This window comes from Rahnella sp. PAMC25559, assembly GCF_050632365.1.
GTDB classification, from domain to species: domain Bacteria; phylum Pseudomonadota; class Gammaproteobacteria; order Enterobacterales; family Enterobacteriaceae; genus Rahnella; species Rahnella rivi.
This window is the reverse complement of sequence record NZ_CP192543.1, coordinates 1,584,021-1,603,005: the sequence shown is the minus strand read 5'-3', so window position 1 is coordinate 1,603,005 and position 18,985 is coordinate 1,584,021. Positions and strand designations below refer to the sequence as shown.

General features: G+C 53.7%; 15 protein-coding genes. 8 read left to right on the top strand and 7 right to left on the bottom strand.

All coding sequences use genetic code 11. The annotated features are described in order from the left end of the window. Positions 1-5: 5 nt before the first annotated feature. The 4 genes from ilvN to leuO all read right to left on the bottom strand — a co-directional run bounded on the left by ilvN (position 6) and on the right by leuO (position 5,660). Complete coding sequence (gene ilvN / locus ACQZQY_RS08665; protein ID WP_013577020.1) at positions 6-497, bottom strand: acetolactate synthase small subunit; 492 nt, start codon at positions 495-497, stop codon at positions 6-8. Positions 498-499: 2 nt separating this feature from the next. Continuing rightward, positions 500-2,218, bottom strand: a complete 1,719-nt coding sequence (gene ilvI / locus ACQZQY_RS08660) for an acetolactate synthase 3 large subunit (protein WP_056776924.1) — start codon at positions 2,216-2,218, stop codon at positions 500-502. Between the two features lie 408 nt (positions 2,219-2,626). After that, entirely contained in the window at positions 2,627-4,423 is a 1,797-nt protein-coding gene (locus ACQZQY_RS08655) for an AMP-dependent synthetase/ligase (protein WP_431296943.1), read from the bottom strand. Between the two features lie 289 nt (positions 4,424-4,712). Further along, positions 4,713-5,660: a transcriptional regulator LeuO gene (gene leuO, locus ACQZQY_RS08650; RefSeq protein WP_122094185.1), complete on the bottom strand. Its 948-nt coding sequence runs from the start codon at positions 5,658-5,660 to the stop codon at positions 4,713-4,715. Between the two features lie 750 nt (positions 5,661-6,410). Between leuO and leuA the strand changes: the two genes are divergently transcribed. The 4 genes from leuA to leuD are packed head-to-tail and all read left to right on the top strand — an operon-like array spanning position 6,411 to position 11,106. Continuing rightward, on the top strand, positions 6,411-7,997 hold the full coding sequence (leuA, locus tag ACQZQY_RS08645; protein ID WP_056776911.1) for a 2-isopropylmalate synthase: 1,587 nt from the start codon (positions 6,411-6,413) through the stop codon (positions 7,995-7,997). Positions 7,998-7,999: 2 nt separating this feature from the next. After that, the gene (leuB, locus tag ACQZQY_RS08640) at positions 8,000-9,091 is read left to right on the top strand and encodes a 3-isopropylmalate dehydrogenase (protein WP_056776907.1); all 1,092 of its coding nucleotides are present in this window, start codon (positions 8,000-8,002) and stop codon (positions 9,089-9,091) included. Between the two features lies 1 nt (position 9,092). Further along, on the top strand, positions 9,093-10,493 hold the full coding sequence (leuC, locus tag ACQZQY_RS08635; protein ID WP_122094189.1) for a 3-isopropylmalate dehydratase large subunit: 1,401 nt from the start codon (positions 9,093-9,095) through the stop codon (positions 10,491-10,493). A gap of 10 nt (positions 10,494-10,503) precedes the next feature. Further along, positions 10,504-11,106 carry a 3-isopropylmalate dehydratase small subunit gene (gene leuD, locus ACQZQY_RS08630; protein WP_056776901.1) on the top strand — a complete coding sequence of 201 codons (603 nt, stop codon included), beginning with the start codon at positions 10,504-10,506 and terminating at the stop codon, positions 11,104-11,106. 62 nt (positions 11,107-11,168) lie between these two features. Here leuD and ACQZQY_RS08625 read toward each other — a convergent pair whose 3' ends face one another. Together ACQZQY_RS08625 and sgrT are read right to left on the bottom strand one after the other, a co-directional pair. Further along, on the bottom strand, positions 11,169-12,332 hold the full coding sequence (locus tag ACQZQY_RS08625; protein ID WP_431296942.1) for an MFS transporter: 1,164 nt from the start codon (positions 12,330-12,332) through the stop codon (positions 11,169-11,171). 170 nt (positions 12,333-12,502) lie between these two features. Then, entirely contained in the window at positions 12,503-12,688 is a 186-nt protein-coding gene (gene sgrT / locus ACQZQY_RS08620; RefSeq protein WP_056776895.1) for a glucose uptake inhibitor SgrT, read from the bottom strand. 102 nt (positions 12,689-12,790) lie between these two features. Between sgrT and sgrR the strand changes: the two genes are divergently transcribed. The 4 genes from sgrR (at position 12,791) to thiQ (ending at position 18,067) form a co-directional block, all read left to right on the top strand. After that, on the top strand, positions 12,791-14,452 hold the full coding sequence (sgrR, locus tag ACQZQY_RS08615; protein ID WP_431296941.1) for an HTH-type transcriptional regulator SgrR: 1,662 nt from the start codon (positions 12,791-12,793) through the stop codon (positions 14,450-14,452). 336 nt (positions 14,453-14,788) lie between these two features. Then, on the top strand, positions 14,789-15,772 hold the full coding sequence (gene thiB / locus ACQZQY_RS08610) for a thiamine ABC transporter substrate binding subunit (RefSeq protein WP_431296940.1): 984 nt from the start codon (positions 14,789-14,791) through the stop codon (positions 15,770-15,772). Beyond that, positions 15,748-17,358 (top strand): thiamine/thiamine pyrophosphate ABC transporter permease ThiP, encoded by a 1,611-nt coding sequence (gene thiP / locus ACQZQY_RS08605; RefSeq protein WP_431296939.1) that lies wholly within the window; start codon positions 15,748-15,750, stop codon positions 17,356-17,358. The genes thiB and thiP overlap by 25 nt, the downstream gene beginning before the upstream one ends. Further along, the gene (gene thiQ / locus ACQZQY_RS08600; RefSeq protein WP_431296938.1) at positions 17,342-18,067 is read left to right on the top strand and encodes a thiamine ABC transporter ATP-binding protein ThiQ; all 726 of its coding nucleotides are present in this window, start codon (positions 17,342-17,344) and stop codon (positions 18,065-18,067) included. Before thiP ends, thiQ begins: the two co-directional genes overlap by 17 nt. Here thiQ and ACQZQY_RS08595 read toward each other — a convergent pair. Continuing rightward, the gene (locus ACQZQY_RS08595) at positions 18,057-18,824 is read right to left on the bottom strand and encodes a DedA family protein (protein WP_056776877.1); all 768 of its coding nucleotides are present in this window, start codon (positions 18,822-18,824) and stop codon (positions 18,057-18,059) included. The two genes, thiQ and ACQZQY_RS08595, sit on opposite strands and share 11 nt — an antisense overlap. Positions 18,825-18,985 lie beyond the last annotated feature (161 nt).

The window sequence follows — 18,985 nt, the reverse complement described above, 5'->3', positions numbered from 1 at the left end:
ACGCTTTAGCGCATGATTTTGTCGCCACGCGAAACGCCGACTACGCCAGAGCGCGCGACTTCAACGATTTCAGCCACATCACGAATACTGGCTAAGAAGGCGTCGAGTTTGTCGCTGGTTCCCGCAAGCTGAACGGTGTAAAGCGTCGCCGTCACATCCACAATCTGGCCGCGGAAGATTTCTGTCGAACGTTTCACTTCTTCACGGCCATAACCGGAAGCCTGAACTTTCACCAGCATAATTTCACGCTCAACGTGAGCACCCTGCACCAGTTCAGTCACGCGCAGCACATCGACCAGTTTGTGCAGTTGCTTTTCGATCTGTTCCAGCACCTTGGCATCACCGACGGTCTGAATGGTCATGCGGGACAGCGTCGGATCATCGGTTGGCGCGACGGTGAGGCTTTCAATGTTGTAGCCACGCTGAGAGAACAGGCCGACTACGCGGGACAACGCGCCCGATTCGTTTTCCAGTAATACTGATAAAATCCGGCGCATGATCAGGTCCTCTCCGTTTTGCTTAACCACATTTCGTCCATCGCACCGCCACGGATGTGCATCGGGTAAACGTGTTCTGTTTCATCAATGCTGATATCCACGAATACCAGACGATTTTTCTGTTCAAGTGCCTGCGTCAGTTTGCTTTCCAGTTCATCTGGCGTGCGGATAGCGATGCCAACGTGGCCGTAAGCTTCCGCCAGTTTGACGAAGTCAGGCAGCGATTCCATATAAGATTGCGAATGGCGGCCGGAATAAATCATGTCCTGCCACTGCTTAACCATACCGAGATAACCGTTGTTCAGGTTGATGACAATCACGGGCAGATTGTATTGCAGCGCAGTGGACAACTCCTGAATATTCATCTGGATACTGCCATCACCGGTCACACAAATCACGGTTTCTTCCGGCAGACCGAGTTTCACACCCAGCGCGGCAGGCAAGCCAAAGCCCATCGTGCCGAGGCCGCCGGAGTTGATCCAACGACGCGGCTTATCAAACTGATAATAGAGCGCCGCAAACATCTGGTGCTGACCGACGTCAGAGGTCACGTAGGCGTCACCCTTGGTCAGGCGATGCAGCATCTGGATGACAGCCTGAGGTTTGATCTTACCGCTATTTTTGTCAAAGCTCAGACACTCACGCGCACGCCAGTTTTCAATGCTAGTCCACCAGTCACGCAGTGCGTCAAATTCCTGCTTGTCTTCACTTTGCCCCAGCAATTCCAGCATCTGAACCAGCGTTTGCTTCGCATCGCCGACAATCGGAATGTCAGCATTGACTGTTTTCGAGATCGACGTCGGGTCAATATCGATATGCATCACGGTGGCATTCGGACAGTATTTCGCCAAATTATTGGTCGTACGGTCGTCGAAACGCACGCCCACGCCGAAGATCAGATCGGCATTGTGCATCACCATATTGGCTTCGTAAGTGCCGTGCATTCCCAGCATGCCAAGGCTCTGACGATGTGTTCCCGGGAACGCGCCCAGCCCCATCAGGGAACTGGTGACCGGCAGATTCAGTTTCTCGGCCAGCTCCAGAATTTCAGCGTGACACTCAGAGTTAATCGCCCCACCGCCGACATAAAGCACCGGTTTTTTTGCCGCCAGCAATGTTTGTAAAGCGCGTTTAATTTGCCCGCGATGCCCCTGCACCGTCGGGTTGTACGAACGCATCGACACCTGCTCGGGGTAGGCATACGGCAGCTTGATCTGCGGATTGACGACGTCTTTTGGCAAATCGACCACGACCGGACCCGGACGGCCCGTCGAGGCCAGATAAAAGGCTTTTTTCAGCACGCCGGGAATATCTTCGGCACGTTTTACCAGAAAACTGTGTTTCACCACCGGACGGGAGATCCCCACCATGTCGCATTCCTGGAACGCGTCATAACCGATCAGTGAACTGTGTACCTGGCCGGACAGCACCACCAGCGGAATGGAATCCATATAAGCCGTCGCAATACCCGTGATCGCATTGGTTGCACCGGGACCGGACGTCACCAGCACCACGCCCACTTCGCCCGTGGCGCGCGCATAACCATCTGCCATATGAACAGCAGCCTGCTCATGTCTCACCAGTACATGATCAATCCCGCCGACCGTGTGCAGTGCATCATAGATATCCAACACCGCTCCGCCGGGATAACCGAATACCTGCTTAACGCCCTGATCGATTAACGATCGAACGACCATCTCGGCTCCTGACAACATCTCCATGGTTTTGCCTCCAGGCTTTTTATTTCTTCTATAGGATGACTTTTATTTCAGCAAACTGTTCTATCAAGCAGCAATCTCACGTTAAATCGCTGAATTTTAGGCCTTTGCACAAGATTGATGATAACCCTGCTGTTGTTATTGGCGTTGCTAACTCAACTCAGTACCTTAGCGTGAGAATTTAGGTCAGGCAAACGCCAAAATAGGGATGACACGTTCTGATTATTGCGACGCGCTGCCAGCCCTCACCCGTTCGCTACAAAACACTGCCTGCAGCGGGCAACCAGTCAGAAATATCAGGAAGGCGGGAAAAATTACAGGATTAAATTATGTCTGAGGCTGTCATCAGCATGAAGGGTAAACCGGCGAACAGGCGTTCGCCGGTGACAAATAAAACAGCTTCGGCTGGCGCTACTCGCCGTAAAGTTCGTCGATTTCTTTTTTATAGCGACTGAAAATCACCTTGCGACGCAGTTTGAGCGTGGGTGTCAACTCGCCCGCTTCCATCGTGAACGGTTTAATCAGCAGTACGAATTTTTTCACCTGCTCAAATCCGGCCAGATCATGCTGGATTTCACGTAACTGATGGGCAAACAATGACAGGATCTGTTCGTTTTTTACCAGGCCACTGCGGTTGAGATAATCGATATGGTGCGTCTGCGCATACATATTCAGCACATCAAAATCCGGCACGATAAGTGCGGAAACGAAGTGACGCTCATCGGCAATGACTGCCGCCTGTTCGATATACCGATCCTGCACCAGCGTGCCCTCGATACGCTGCGGCGCAATATATTTACCCCCCGAGGTTTTCATCAGGTCTTTCAGACGTTCGGTAATAAAAACATTCCCTTCTGCGTCCATTTTTCCTGCATCACCGGTTTTGAACCAGCCATCGGCGGTAAAGCTGGCGGCAGTCTCTTCCGGTTTATTGAAGTATCCGCGCAACAGCGTCGGCCCGCGTACCTGGATCTCATTTTCATCACCAATGCGCACTTCGATTTCCGGCAGCGCTGTCCCCACTGAGCCGAAACGAAAATTCTGCTCTTCCCAACAGGTGACGGTCGCGCACGTTTCCGTCAGACCGTACCCGTATTTGATGTGCAGACCGAGGGATTCAAAAAACAGGATCACATTGTCATCCAGGCTCGCACCGGCTGCGGGCAGAAAACGTAAGTTGCCGCCGAGCAGACCTCTGAGCTTTTTGAGCACCAGCTTATCCGCCAGAAAATGCGCCGGGGATAACCAGAAGGGGTAACGTTCGCCACGGCGCTCAATAAGAAACTTCTCTTTACCCTGCGCCACCGCCCAGTGGAATAAGCGCTTTTTGACCGTGCCCGTGCGGGCCACTTTGTCATGAATCGCACTGAACACTTTTTCATAAAAACGCGGCACGGCGCACATCACGGTAGGCTTCACCGCCGCAAGAGCATCACGCACCAAATCCGTTTCGCGCAGGAAGACATTCTGCGCGCCGCTGTGCATCACAAAGAAACTCCATGCGCGTTCAAATACGTGCGCCAGCGGCAGGAAGCACAGGGAGATATCGCTGTCGGAAATCGTCAGGCGTTTTTCATGCTGTTTCAGCTGAGTTGCCATGCTGCGATAATCCAGCATCACGCCTTTTGCTTCCCCGGTCGTACCCGAGGTGTAAATCAGGGTGAAGAGATCGTTGAGATCGCAGCCGCCGATCCGCCCGGTGAGCCCGGCGGATAATGCCGGATCCGAGGCAACCGTCTGAGAAACGTGTCTGGCGATAGAAACGCCCTGTAAATCGACGTCGTTATCCAGCACCAGAATATGTTTGAGCTGCGGGCATAATTCACGCAAAGCCACGGCGGCATCATATTGCTTCTGACCCACCACAAACAAAATGCGGATATCGGCATCATTGAGCACGTATGCCGATTGCGCAGGCGTATTGGTGGCATACACCGGCACCGTGACCGCGCGCACCTGCAAAATCGCCAGATCCGCCGTCGCCCATGCGATGGAATTATTGCCGCAGATGGCGATCCGCTCCTGAATCCCTGCCTGCTCCTGCAACAGAAGATGAGATAACGCATCCACATTCTCGCCCAGCTGACGCCAGGTCAGTGCAGTGTGCGCAGCTGGCGACCACTCGCGAAAGGCTGTTTGGTCGGCACGCGTCATCACCTGTTGGCGAAAACGGGTGATCAGATGATAGTCATTTAAGGTTGGATTCATTCAGCGTCTATACCGGCGTCCAGCGCAGCTCACCGGGGCGGCTGACTGTATTGCTCTGTTACAAAGATTTAACGCAGTCTACCGGCAAATATTGTGCGGCGAAACGAAATTATAGCGGGTGAGAAAATGCCGGCTGGTAACCGCGATGGGGGAAGGGAGAGAGGAAAAAAACCTGCATAGCCTTAACGAGGAGAAAAAAACTACGCAGGATAAATCACTTCAAATTAAATCATAATCAGCCATTTTTACCTCAACGCGCGCCGAAGTAAAAATGATGTTCTAAACGGGATCAGGCCGTGGCAACACACTGGCTCAATAAAGATTTCATCCACATATTGCCGCGATCTTTGCTGGATGACTCATGCCATGACAAATAACAGGTCAGCTGATTTTTCATCCAGGGTAACGGAATGACAGATAAATTCAGTATTCCGGCGTTGGCCTGCGCTAACCAGCGAGGAACCAGCGCTACCATGTCTGTTTTCGAAACAACTTCCATTACGCTGTAAAGATCAGTGCCCTGATAAGCAATTAAAGATTGTAATTCTGGATCATCATAATAAGGTCCGCTGAAAGAGTAGAAACGATCAATCATCATCACCGCGTGTTTTTCTCTCAGATATTTCTCATCTGACATATATGGGCTGATACGCGGATGATTTTGCGAAGCCACCAAAACCAGCTCATCATTAAATAAAGGCTCATTACAGAAATCAGCACGTTCGAATTTACGATAGCTGATCATAAACTCGATATTCTGGTAGCGCAGCTGATGTTCAATATTATCATTAACAATGGTTTGTAATTTAATACTGACGCTGCTGGCTAAGGTATCTACTGCATGCAGAACCTGTGATGTCAGGCGCTTATCCAGCGGGCTGCAAATCGCCACGTTGAACTGGCGCATGCTGACGGTAGGGTCAAAACCGGCACCGGGTAATTCATTCATGACCAGCTGCAACGCCTGACGCACCGGGCCAAAAAGCTGGCGGGCACGCATTGTCGGTTGAATGCCACGGCCATAGCGAACAAACAAATCATCATTAAACATGATTTTTAAACGAGCCACCGCATTACTGACGGCCGGTTGAGACATACCCAGCATATTGGCAGCGCGGGTAATATTTTGTAATTGCATGACGGCATCAAAAACTGTCAGCAAATTCAGATCGACGTTACGAAGATGTGTTTCAGGTTCAGCAGTTTTCACTGAGTTTTCGGTAATGATGTCTGACATAACAATCCTCACTAAAGAGCATCAGACTCGCAGAAGAATGATTATCTTTAATTGATATGATTAAAAAAATCGGCACAGTGACATCAGACTAATTAACAAATAGCTGACAATGAGCGCGTGCCATTTAATATTATTATTTTTAGAAAGATACGCGAATACGGCTTTAAATAATAAGAAAGCAAAATATAAAATTCATTTCCTTCTAAAAAAACTGATGATATAAGACATTAAAATACTTGCACGAACAACATGCAAAAAATGAATAATAAATTAAGCAGCAGTAAATCATCTCCAATCCATTGTATTACATTGATTTTTTACAGGCATAGTTCGTCAAATGTCCATATTTGGACATTTTTTTGTGCAATTAAATGCCGGTGTTCGCCATGAATTCTTTAAGCTAAACACATTCTTACAAACAGAGCTTTATGCTAAATGAGAGTCAGTTTCATTTGTGGTTTTTCACGGTATTTCCACACGCTGAAGGTTGACATACCTGGCGCATTCCCGTATCAATTTAAGCACTGTTTAAACGACGTCCGTTTAACAACCCTATTACGAGAAGCTGAAAACATGTTTATGACCACCCGTCTCCTAGGCCTACTACTCAACGCAGAAAATTTGCGCGGTAAGCCAGTGGGCGAAAATCAGAACTGATTCAACTTCCACAGACAACAAACCCGCGCCGATGCGCGGGTTTTTTTTTACCTCCCGCAGGGCGCGAATAATAAAACAGACAAGGAACAACCCATGAGCGAGCAAGTCATTATTTTCGATACCACGCTGCGTGACGGTGAACAGGCGTTACAAGCCAGCCTGAGTGTTAAAGAGAAGATTCAGATTGCAATGGCGCTGGAGAGAATGGGCGTTGACGTGATGGAAGTCGGCTTCCCGGTGTCCTCTCCCGGCGATTTCGAGTCTGTACAAACTATCGCGCGCCAGATTAAAAACAGCCGTGTTTGCGGTCTGGCCCGCTGCGTTGACGGCGATATCGATGCCGCTGCTGAAGCGTTGCGCGTTGCCGAAGCTTTCCGTATTCACGTCTTCCTGGCCACATCCACCCTGCACATTGAGTCCAAACTGAAGCGTTCGTTTGATCAGGTGCTGGAGATGGCAACGCATTCCGTGAAACGTGCCCGTAACTATACTGATGACGTCGAATTCTCCTGCGAAGACGCAGGCCGTACCCCGCTGGATAACCTGTGCCGTGTCGTAGAAGCGGCAATCAAAGCCGGTGCGACCACCATTAACATCCCTGACACCGTCGGTTACACCACGCCGGTTCAGTTCGGTGGCATCATCACCAATTTGTATGAACGCGTGCCTAACATTGATAAAGCGATTATCTCCGTTCACTGTCACGACGATCTGGGCATGGCGGTCGGGAACTCCATCGCCGCAATCCAGGCCGGTGCGCGTCAGGTTGAAGGCACCCTGAACGGTATCGGCGAACGCGCCGGGAATACCGCGCTGGAAGAAGTGATCATGGCGATCCGCACCCGTTCGGATTACATGAACGTCCATACCAATATCAATCACAAAGAAATCTACCGCACCAGCCAGATTGTCAGCCAGATCACCAACATGCCGATCCCTGGCAACAAAGCGATTGTCGGTTCTAACGCCTTCGCGCACTCCTCCGGTATTCATCAGGATGGCGTGCTGAAAAATCGCGAAAACTACGAAATCATGACCCCGGAATCCATCGGTCTGAACCAGATTCAGCTGAACCTGACGTCCCGCTCCGGCCGTGCTGCCGTGAAGCATCGTATGGAAGAAATGGGCTACAAAGAGTCCGATTACAATATGGATCATTTGTATACCGCGTTCCTGAAGCTGGCAGACAAAAAAGGTCAGGTTTTCGACTACGATTTAGAAGCACTGGTGTTCATTAATAAGCAGCAGGAAGAGCCGGAATTTTACCGTCTGGATAACTTCAGCGTGCAGTCCGGTTCCAACATTACCGCGACCGCATCAGTCAATCTGGCCTGCGGCGAAGAGGTCATCACCGAAGCCGCGACCGGCAACGGCCCTGTTGATGCCGTGTATCAGGCCATCAACCGCATCACCGGCTATCAGATCGAACTGGTGAAATATCAGCTGAGCGCGAAAGGCCAGGGCCGCGATGCGCTGGGTCAGGTTGACGTGGTGGTTTCCTTTAATGGCCGCCGCTTCCACGGTGTCGGTCTGGCAACAGACATCGTCGAATCCTCCGCGAAAGCGATGGTCCATGTACTGAATAACATTTGGCGCAGCAAACAAGTTGAGATTGAAAAACAACGTTTGCAGCAGGAAAGTCAGCAACACAACATTCAAAATAATCAGGAAACGGTGTGAACATGAGCAAGTCCCATCATATTGCCGTCTTACCCGGAGACGGAATTGGCCCGGAAGTCATGGCCCAGGCATACAAAGTGCTGGACGCAGTACGTCAGCGTTTTGGTCTGAACATCACCACCAGCGAATACGATGTGGGTGGCGCAGCCATCGACAAACACGGCAGCCCGCTGCCGGAAGCCACCGTCGCCGGTTGCGAAAACGCGGATGCAATCCTGTTCGGCTCGGTCGGTGGCCCGAAATGGGAACATCTGCCGCCAAACGATCAGCCTGAGCGCGGCGCATTATTGCCGCTGCGTAAGCACTTCAAATTGTTCAGCAACCTGCGCCCTGCCCGTCTGTATCAGGGGCTGGAAGAGTTCTGCCCGCTGCGTGCAGACATCGCGGCCAAAGGCTTCGATATTCTGTGCGTCCGCGAACTGACCGGTGGCATTTATTTCGGTCAGCCGAAAGGCCGCGAAGGTCAGGGCATGCATGAGAAAGCCTTTGATACCGAAGTGTATTACCGCTTTGAGATTGAACGCATCGCCCGTATTGCTTTTGAATCTGCGCGCAAACGCCGCAGCAAAGTGACGTCCATCGATAAAGCGAACGTGTTGCAGACCTCAATAATGTGGCGCGAAGTGGTAAACGAAATCGCTAAAGATTACCCGGATGTCAGCCTGAGCCACATGTACATCGATAACGCGACCATGCAGCTGATTAAAGATCCGTCGCAGTTCGACGTGCTGCTGTGTTCCAACCTGTTCGGCGACATCCTGTCTGACGAATGCGCGATGATCACCGGTTCAATGGGCATGTTGCCTTCTGCCAGCATGAACGAGCAGGCGTTTGGTTTGTTCGAGCCAGCGGGAGGTTCAGCGCCGGATATCGCCGGTAAAAACATCGCGAACCCGATTGCACAAATCCTGTCTGCCGCGCTGTTGCTGCGTTACAGCCTGGGTGCGGATGATGCCGCTAACGCTATCGAGCAGGCCGTTAATAAAGCACTGGAAGCGGGACACCGCACCGGCGATCTGGCGAACGGTCAGCAGGCGTTGGGCACCAGTGAAATGGGCGACATTATTGCCCGCTTTGTGAAAGAAGGGGCATAACATGGCGAAGACTCTGTATCAAAAATTGTATGACGCGCACGTCGTTTACGAAGCGCCAAACGAAACGCCACTGTTGTACATCGACCGTCATCTGGTGCATGAAGTCACCTCTCCGCAGGCTTTCGACGGCCTGCGTGCGATGGGGCGTCCGGTGCGTCAGCCGGGTAAAACCTTCGCGACCATGGACCATAACGTGTCCACGCAAACCAAAGACATCAATGCGAGCGGCGAGATGGCGCGCATTCAGATGCAGGAACTGATCAAGAACTGCGCAGAATTCGGCGTGCAGTTGTATGACCTGAACCACCCGTTCCAGGGCATCGTTCACGTCATTGGCCCTGAACAAGGCATGACCTTGCCGGGCATGACCATCGTGTGCGGCGATTCACACACCGCCACCCACGGCGCATTTGGTTCACTGGCGTTCGGTATCGGGACATCAGAAGTGGAACACGTGCTGGCGACGCAAACCCTGAAACAGGGCCGCGCCAAAACCATGAAAATCGAAGTCACCGGCGATGCGCCTGCCGGTATCACCGCAAAAGATATCGTGCTGGCGATCATCGGCAAAACCGGCAGCGCCGGCGGTACCGGCCATGTGGTGGAATTCTGCGGTAAAGCCATTGAAGCGCTGAGCATGGAGGGTCGTATGACCCTGTGCAACATGGCGATTGAGATGGGGGCTAAGGCCGGTCTGGTTGCACCGGACGAAACGACTTTTGCCTATCTGAAAGGCCGTCAGTTTGCCCCGAAAAACCAGAACTGGGATGCCGCAGTAGAATACTGGAAGACCCTGAAAACCGACGAAACGGCTCAGTTCGACAGCATCGTAACGCTGGATGCCGCAGATATCGCACCGCAAGTCACCTGGGGCACGAATCCGGGTCAGGTGATGGGCGTTAATCAGGTGATCCCAAATCCTTCTTCCTTCGCCGATCCGGTTGAACGCGCTTCCGCAGAAAAAGCACTGGCTTATATGGATCTGCAACCGGGCATTAAACTGACCGACGTCGCAATCGACAAAGTGTTTATCGGTTCCTGCACCAACTCGCGTATTGAAGATTTACGCGCCGCCGCCGCCGTTGCCAAAGGTCGCAAAGTCGCCACCGGCGTACAGGCGATTGTGGTGCCAGGCTCCGGCCCGGTAAAAGCTCAGGCGGAAGAAGAAGGTCTGGATAAGATCTTCATCGAAGCCGGCTTTGAATGGCGTCTGCCAGGCTGCTCAATGTGTCTGGCGATGAACAACGACCGTCTGGAACCGGGCGAGCGTTGCGCGTCCACCAGCAACCGTAACTTCGAAGGCCGTCAGGGCCGTGGCGGACGCACGCATCTGGTCAGCCCGGCGATGGCTGCGGCTGCCGCGGTGACCGGTCGTTTCGCTGATATTCGTGATTTAAACTGAGGAAAACACCATGGCTAAATTTACCCAACACATCGGTCTGGTGGTTCCGCTGGATGCAGCAAACGTCGATACCGATGCCATTATCCCAAAACAGTTTTTGCAGAAAGTGACGCGTACCGGTTTCGGCCAGCACCTGTTCAACGACTGGCGTTTTCTGGACGATGCCGGTCAGGTGCCTAATCCTGATTTCGTGCTGAACAAACCGCGTTATAAAGGCGCGAGTATTTTGCTGGCACGCGAAAACTTCGGCTGCGGTTCTTCCCGCGAACATGCGCCGTGGGCATTGACCGATTACGGTTTTCACGCAGTGATTGCGCCGAGTTTTGCCGATATCTTTTATGGCAACTCGTTCAACAATCAGCTGCTGCCGATTACCCTGAGCGATGCAGAAATAGACGAATTGTTTGCGCTGGTTGAAGCGAACGAGGGCATCACGTTTGTGGTGGATCTGGAAGCGCAGACCGTGAAAGCGGGCGATAAAAGCTACCCGTTTGTGATTGACAGTTTCCGCCGTCATTGCATGATCAACGGTCTGGACAGCATCGGCCTGACGCTGCAACACGAAACCAATATCTCCAGCTACGAAAAGAATCAGCCTGCCTTTATGCAGTGATGACGGTTTCGCCGCTATAAAAAAACCCGCGACATTCGCGGGTTTTTTCTTATCAGCAAGATTCAGACATCCTTCACTTTATACATCAGCCCCAGCGCCAGAACCGCGAGCACCGTCGCCGCCCAGTACACCGGATAATGCCCTAAGTTTTCCACGATGAAACCCTGTAACAAACCCGCGCAAATGACGCCGGTCGAGATACTGTTAGTGAACAACGTGGTCGCTGAACCTGCGCGCCCCGGCATCAGATCCTGAAAATAGAGCATGCCGATCCCAGCCACGATACCGATGAAAATCGCGTTGAACAGTTGCAGGATCATCAGAGCCGCTTTGAACTGAAACGCCACCAGTCCGGCATAGAAAACCACCCCGCTCGCCACGGCATACAGCATCAGCTTGCGTTTGCCGGTGCGCCTGACCAGATAGCCAGCCAGCAACATCGCCGGGATCTCCAGCCCGGCAGCCGTTCCCATCAGCAACCCGGCCAGCCCTTCCGGCAATCCCAGATCGCTGGTGATATAAAGCGGCATATCAATGACGTACATGATGTTGCAGGTCCACATCAGCAGGGATGAAAAGAACAGCAGCCGAACGTCTCTGTTGCGCCACGCGCTGACCGGCACCACTTTTTCGTCCACCGGTTGCTCGACGCGCGGCACAGAAGGCAGGAAGAAAATGATCATCAGAATGCTGCCGACAAACACCGCCGCGGCACTCAGGTACATCGGGGTGAAGCCATAATTGAGCGCCAGCATAAACGAGAGCGGCGGGCCGAGTACCCAGGCCAGCGACAGCATCGCACGCATCATCGAGCTGAACATCACCACTTCGCTCGATGAGCGATCGGCATGTTCACGCGCCAGCGCAAACAGCTGCGGCATCGAGGCATTTCCGATCGCCGCCAGCAGCACGCCGACGGTGATCAGCACCAGATAGTCGCGGCTGAAAGCAAACACCAGGCTGTTACCGAGCGCCATCAGACAGCAGAAAATCAACAGCTTGCGCCGGTCGCCTTTGTTATCCGAGCGGTTAGCCAGCAGAAAGCTAATTGCGATTCCGGCAATCGCATTGACGGTATAAAAGAAGCCGACCCACAGCGGCCGCACTTTCACTTCGTTGGTCAGAAACAGACTGAGCGTCGGCGCCTGCAGTGCGCCTGCAATACCACACAGTAAGGAAACCACCAGAAAGGTGACATAAATGGCATTAATACGAGGTTTTGACATAACGTCGTCCCTGAGAAATGAAAGCAGATAAAGCAAGACAGACAGTGTAGCGAAGTTTCAGGCGGTTCTGGAAAATGAGCATAAAAAAACCAGTGAGTCGCCCCACTGGCTGGTGAAATTACACCATTACTCAGAAAATCGAATTCGGATCAAACCTGCCGTGAAAAAGATTACAGACGCTGGCGATACTCTTTTTCATCCACGGAGTCGATATCCCACTGGGTGAGACGGGACAGAATATCCAGACGATATTGCACCGGAACCCAGGACAGCCAGTCAGCATGATTTTTAGAGGCGTTCCTCTTTATGGCTTCAAAATAACGCTGGTAAAAACGGGCGTTCAGACTGCGTTTCATGCTGACCTCCGGGTGTTCACAACAGGCTTTCGTTGAGAAACAGTATCGGAGTAATATGAGGAAAGATAAATTGATGAAGATCGCCCACGGAGTTCCTCTTTTATGTCCTCGCCCCGACTGCAACAACAGTTCATTCGTTTATGGCAAAGCTGCCACGGTGAAGAAACCGACACGACATTACAGGCGTTATCGGAAGTCCTGAATTGTTCGCGCAGGCACATGCGCTCGCTGCTCAGCACCATGCAGGAACAGGGCTGGCTGACGTGGGACGCCGAGGCCGGGCGCGGCAAACGATCCACGCTGCGTTTTCTGTATACCGGGCTGGCACTGCGGCAACAGCGGGCCGAAGAACTGCTGGAGCAGGATCATATTGATCAACTGGTGCAACTGGTCGGCGATAAAACGCAGGTGCGCCAGATGCTGTTATCACAGCTCGGTCGCAGCTTTCGACAGGGTAAACATATCCTGCGCGTGCTCTACTACCGTCCGCTGTTTAACCTGCTGCCCGGCACCATGCTGCGCCGTTCAGAAACACACATCGCCCGGCAAATCTTTAGCGGCCTGACACGCATAAATGAGGAAAAAGGGGAAGTAGAAGGTGATTTAGCCCATCACTGGCAGGAAATTTCACCGCTGCACTGGCGTTTCTATCTGCGTCCTGCCATTCATTTTCATCATGGCCGTGAGCTGGAGATGGCCGATATCATCGCCACCTTTACCCGCCTGACCTCGCATCCGCTGTTTAGCAACCTGAAATCCGTCACCACGCCCACGCCGAATGTCATTGATGTCCATCTGAATGAGCCTGACCGCTGGCTGCCGTGGTTGTTCGGCAATGTTCACGCGATGATTTTGCCGCAGGAATGGCAATCACTGCCCGATTTCGCCCGTCATCCGGTTGGCACCGGCCCTTACGCCGTGGTGCGTAATCTGAAAACGCAGCTGCGTATCCGCGCCTTTGATGATTATTTCGGGTTCCGGGCGCTGATCGACGAAGTGAATATCTGGGTGTTGCCGGAGCTGAGTGAAGAGCTGGTGCATTCTGGTGTTCAGCTACAGGCGGATGAATCCGGTAAAAGCGAGCTGGAAAGCCGCCTCGAGGAAGGCTGCTATTTCCTGTTATTTGACCAGCGTTCGCCGGTCGGCCAGTCAGAGGAAACGCGCCGGTGGCTGTGCGACTTACTCAACCCCATCGCACTGCTCAGTAATGCAGAGCCAATTTTTCAGCGCTACTGGTCCCCGGCTTACGGCCTGCTGCCGCGCTGGCACCATAAGGCGCCACAGCCGCGTCCGCCCAAACCGCAAAATCTGACGCAGGTGACGCTGACGTTCTACGGTGAGCACTCCGAGCATCACGCCATCTGCAATGCGCTGCGCCCGCTGCTGACGGCGGAAGGTATCGAACTGATCATTCAGGTGGTGGATTACGCGGTCTGGTATCGCGGCGACGCCAGCAGCGATGTGTGGCTCGGCAGCGCCAACTTCACCCTGCCGCTGGAGTTTTCGCTGTTCGCGCATTTCTACGAATTACCGCTGGCAAAACATTGTTTTAGCGAAGACATGAGTCAGGACGCCCCGCAGTGGCACGCGGGGAATTTATCCATCGCCAAATGGAGCCAGAAACAAACGGCCAGCCATCAGATCCATCCGCTGTTTCACCACTGGCTGGTCTTGCAGGGGCAGCGCAGTATGCGCGGCGTGCGCATGAACACCCTCGGCTGGTTCGACTTCAAATCCGCCTGGTTTGCGCCACCGGACAGTTAATCGGACTATCGCATCGCGCCGTTAATCTCTAGAATGACATCCGTTCTCAACGGGGTGCCCGAGTGCGTTCTTTTTTAATAAAGAATGAGCTCGATCTTTAAACGCCGCGAGCGCGTGTTCAGCGGGTGAAGTCCAGCGCACAGAAAGCGGAGCGTACACACAGTACGTAAGCATTTCGAGCACTGCACGACGCCCGATCAACACACGCTCAGCAAGTTTAAAAGGCTGAGATTTGAAACCCGTCGAACCTGATCCGGTTAATCCCGGCGGAGGGATTTGAGACTGCGCGATGCTTACTCAAAATCCTTTGCCCTTTCATTTTTTTGGAGCGCAAAGTTGAAAAAAATATTGTCCTGCCTGCTGTTACTTTCTGCACCTGCCCTGGCTGCAAAACCTGTTCTGACGGTTTACACCTACGACTCTTTCTCTGCCGACTGGGGCCCTGGCCCGGCGATCAAAAAAGCCTTTGAGGCGCAATGCGGCTGCGAGCTGAAATACGTTGCGCTGGAAGATGGCGTGTCTTTACTGAACCGTCTGCGGATGGAAGGCAAGAACAGCAAAGCGGACGTGGTTCTCGGGCTGGACAACAACCTGTTGCAGGCCGCGGAACAAACCGGTTTATTCGCCAAAGCACCGAAAACCGACGCCAAACTGACCGTGCCGGGCGGCTGGAATGACACCACCTTCGTGCCTTACGATTACGGCTATTTCGCGTTCGTCTATGACAAAAACAAACTGAAGAACCCGCCAAAAAGCCTCGATGAACTGATCAACAGCGATCAGAACTGGAAAGTGATTTATGAGGATCCGCGCACCAGTACGCCGGGTCTGGGCCTGATGCTGTGGATGCAAAAAGTCTATGGTGATAAAGCGCCAGAGGCGTGGGAAAAACTGGCGAAGAAAACCGTCACCGTGACCAAAGGCTGGAGCGAGGCCTACGGGTTATTCCTCAAAGGCGAAAGCGATCTGGTGCTGAGCTACACCACTTCTCCGGCGTACCACATCGTGGAAGAGAAGAAAGACAATTACGCGGCAGCGGATTTCACCGAAGGCCATTACATGCAGGTTGAAGTGGCGGGCCAGCTGGCCAACAGCAAGCAACCTAAACTGGCTGAAGCGTTCATGAAATTCGTCACCACAGAAGATTTCCAGAAAGTGATCCCATCCGGCAACTGGATGTATCCGGTGATTAACACGCCGCTGCCTGACGCCTTTAAACAACTGACTGTACCGGCCAAATCCCTGCAATACAGCGCACAGGATGTTGCCACCCACCGTTCACAATGGATCCAGGCATGGCAGAACGCCGTCAGCCGTTGATCCCGCGCTGGCTGTGGCCGGGTGCCGTCGCTTCGCTGGCTATGTTGCTGGTGGCGGCACTGGCGTTAGGTTCTCTGTGGCGCCATGCGCCGCAGATGAGCGGCACCTCACTCTGGCAGGATCCCTATCTCTGGCACGTGATCCGCTTTACCTTCTGGCAGGCGCTGCTTTCGGCGCTCTGCTCCGTGCTGCCCGCGATTTTACTGGCGCGTGCGCTGTTTCGCCGCCGTTTCCCCGGCCGTCAGCTGTTATTACGTTTGTGCGCAATGACGCTGGTGCTGCCGGTTCTGGTCGCCGTGTTTGGCATTCTCAGCGTCTACGGTCGACAGGGCTGGCTGGCACAGATGTGCGGCTGGCTGGGCGTGGATTACCGTTTCTCGCCGTATGGTTTACAGGGCATTTTGCTGGCGCACGTGTTTTTCAATCTGCCGCTGGCGACGCGTCTGTTAGTGCAGGCGCTGGAAAACATCGCCGTGGAACAGCGCCAGCTTGCCGCGCAGCTCGGGATGAACGCCTGGCAGCAATTCCGTTTTGTTGAATGGCCTGCCCTGCGCCGGCAGATTTTCCCCGCGGCTGCGTTAATCTTCATGCTGTGTTTTGCCAGCTTCGCCACCGTGCTTTCACTGGGCGGCGGCCCGCAGGCGACCACCATTGAGCTGGCCATTTATCAGGCGCTGAGCTACGACTACGATTTAAGCCGTGCTGCCACGCTGGCGCTGGTTCAGCTGTTCTGTTGTCTGGCGCTGGTGCTGCTCAGTCAGAAACTCAGTCAGGCATTGCCGGTCGGGCAGACGCATGCTCAGCGCTGGCGAAATCCCGATGATTCTTTGCTGCGCCGTATCGCCGATGGCGTATTGATTGGTCTGGCATTGTTGCTGATCCTGCCGCCACTGCTGGCCGTGATGTTTGATGGTGTCAACCGCGCGGCGGTCAGCGTGCTGCAACAAACCGCGCTCTGGCAGGCATTATGGACCTCGGTGCGCATCGCGCTCGGCAGCGGAATCGTGTGTGTTTTGCTGACCATGATGCTGTTGTGGAGCAGTCGCGAGCTGCGTTTACGTCAGCGAAACGGCTGGGCGCAGGCGATGGATCTGAGCGGCATGCTGATCCTCGCGATGCCCGGTATCGTGCTGGCGACCGGCTTTTTCCTGCTGCTCGGCGATACTACCGGTTTGCCGCAATCGCCGTGGCCTCTGGTGATCATGACCAATGCGCTGATGGCGGTGCCTTACGCATTAAAAGTGCTGGATAACCCGATGCGCGACATCGCCGAACGCTATAACCCGCTGTGCCTTTCGCTGGATATGCGCGGCTGGCAGCGCCTGCGTTGGGTGGAACTCCGCGCGCTGAAACGCCCTATTGCGCAGGCGCTGGCGTTTGCCTGCGTGCTGTCGCTGGGAGATTTCGGCGTGATCGCCTTGTTCGGCAATGAGAATTTCCGCACCCTGCCGTTTTATCTGTATCAGCAGATCGGTGCCTATCGCAGCCAGGACGGTGCGGTGACGGCGCTGTTACTTCTGTTGTTATGCTTCCTGTTATTCACCCTGATTGAGAAACTGCCGGGCCGCCATGCTGACGCTGAATAAACTGACGTATTTGTACGAACATCTGCCGATGCGCTTCGATTTGCAGATCGACGCCGGTGAGCGCGTGGCTATCCTCGGCCCGAGCGGCGCGGGGAAAAGTACCCTGCTCAGCCTGACCGCCGGTTTTCTGTCGCCGGTCAGCGGGCAGATCCTGCTTAACGGCGCCGATCACAGCGCAACGCCACCGGCTAAGCGCCCGGTGTCGATGCTGTTTCAGGAAAACAATCTGTTCTCGCATCTGACCGTGCGTCAGAACATGGGGCTGGGGCTGCATCCGGGGCTGAAACTGACGGCACAACAAAAGCAGGACCTGGAGGAGATCGCCCGGCAGGTGGGGTTGAGTGATTGTCTGGCGCGGTTGCCGTCGCAGCTTTCCGGCGGTCAGCGTCAGCGTGTCGCCCTGGCTCGTTGCCTGTTGCGCAGCCAGCCGATTTTACTGCTCGACGAGCCGTTTTCGGCGCTCGATCCGGCGCTGCGCAGTGAAATGCTGAGTTTGCTGGATAAGGTCTGCGGGCAACGTCATCTCACGCTGCTGATGGTGTCGCATAATCTGGATGACGCAGCGCGGATTGCGCCGCGCACGTTGCTGATTGTCGATGGCAGGATTTTCTACGATGGCCCGACGCAGGCGCTGGTAAACGGCAGTGCGCCGGAGGCCAGAGTATTAGGAATCAACGCTTCAGGAAGTAAACCTGAAATCAGCGCGTAATGACGTTCCACAACAGATGGCCGTAAACCGGCATCATCGGTTGCTTGCTGAGCATCACCAGACTGACCACCGTCGCCACCACGCTCAGGATGCAGACAATGCGTAATCTTGGCAGCGTCAGCCATTTGCTCATGAAGTCAGGTGAGCTTTTACCGGCACGGAACCAGCGCCACCCCAGCCACGCACTGAGCCAGATGAGCATCACGCTGATAAACAACATCCACTTGAAAACGCCGCTGTTGTGAGTGGCAGGAATGTCGATCGCCACACCCGCCAGGATCCCCGGCAGGAAATACACCGGCGGCCAGGTGATGCAGCCGACAATATTTGGCGGGGCGAATTTATACGGCGGCAGATTGAGCATACCGGCGACCAGCGGCACCAGCGGACGCGTCGGACCGATAAAACGGCCTAAAATCACGGTGGCAAAACTGTGACGATCCAGCGCATAACCGGTTTTATCCAGTAATGACTGGTAACGTTTGAGGAAGCGCCAGCGATGCAGCGGCTCCTTGAAACCACGGCCAATGAAATACGAGGCCCAGTCTCCCAGGAAACACCCCAGACCGGCGGCCAGCCAGGCTTCGTATAATCCCACCTGACCACTGCCAATCAGCGTGCCGAGCGTCGCCATCATGACGGTACCCGGCAGGATCAGCCCCACCAGCGCCAGCGACTCGAAGAAAGCCACCACAGCGACAATAATTAACGCGAAGCCCACCGACTGAGCGACCAGATGTTGTAGATAGGCTTCCATATATTCCCAGAATTCAGTTTCGCCTGCGCCAATTGCGCAGATAAATGAGACAAGTGTGAGTTTTCTGCCTTCTCATTGTAGTAAATACATTAAGCGGCTGAATTGTCAGTGCATGAACTATCACAGTCAACCGGGTAATTGTATGCGTATTTGGCAGAAAC

Bases quoted from the DNA above. Each gene is read 5' to 3' on its own strand.
- sgrR (WP_431296941.1), top strand. From the start codon at position 12,791: ATGTCCTCGCCCCGACTGCAACAACAGTTCATTCGTTTATGGCAAAGC.
- leuD (WP_056776901.1), top strand. From the start codon at position 10,504: ATGGCTAAATTTACCCAACACATCGGTCTGGTGGTTCCGCTGGATGCA.
- leuA (WP_056776911.1), top strand. From the start codon at position 6,411: ATGAGCGAGCAAGTCATTATTTTCGATACCACGCTGCGTGACGGTGAA.
- thiP (WP_431296939.1), top strand. From the start codon at position 15,748: ATGGCAGAACGCCGTCAGCCGTTGATCCCGCGCTGGCTGTGGCCGGGT.
- leuC (WP_122094189.1), top strand. From the start codon at position 9,093: ATGGCGAAGACTCTGTATCAAAAATTGTATGACGCGCACGTCGTTTAC.
- thiQ (WP_431296938.1), top strand. From the start codon at position 17,342: ATGCTGACGCTGAATAAACTGACGTATTTGTACGAACATCTGCCGATG.
- ACQZQY_RS08595 (WP_056776877.1), bottom strand. From the start codon at position 18,824: ATGGAAGCCTATCTACAACATCTGGTCGCTCAGTCGGTGGGCTTCGCG.
- sgrT (WP_056776895.1), bottom strand. From the start codon at position 12,688: ATGAAACGCAGTCTGAACGCCCGTTTTTACCAGCGTTATTTTGAAGCC.
- ACQZQY_RS08655 (WP_431296943.1), bottom strand. From the start codon at position 4,423: ATGAATCCAACCTTAAATGACTATCATCTGATCACCCGTTTTCGCCAA.
- leuO (WP_122094185.1), bottom strand. From the start codon at position 5,660: ATGTCAGACATCATTACCGAAAACTCAGTGAAAACTGCTGAACCTGAA.
- ilvI (WP_056776924.1), bottom strand. From the start codon at position 2,218: ATGGAGATGTTGTCAGGAGCCGAGATGGTCGTTCGATCGTTAATCGAT.
- ilvN (WP_013577020.1), bottom strand. From the start codon at position 497: ATGCGCCGGATTTTATCAGTATTACTGGAAAACGAATCGGGCGCGTTG.
- ACQZQY_RS08625 (WP_431296942.1), bottom strand. From the start codon at position 12,332: ATGTCAAAACCTCGTATTAATGCCATTTATGTCACCTTTCTGGTGGTT.
- leuB (WP_056776907.1), top strand. From the start codon at position 8,000: ATGAGCAAGTCCCATCATATTGCCGTCTTACCCGGAGACGGAATTGGC.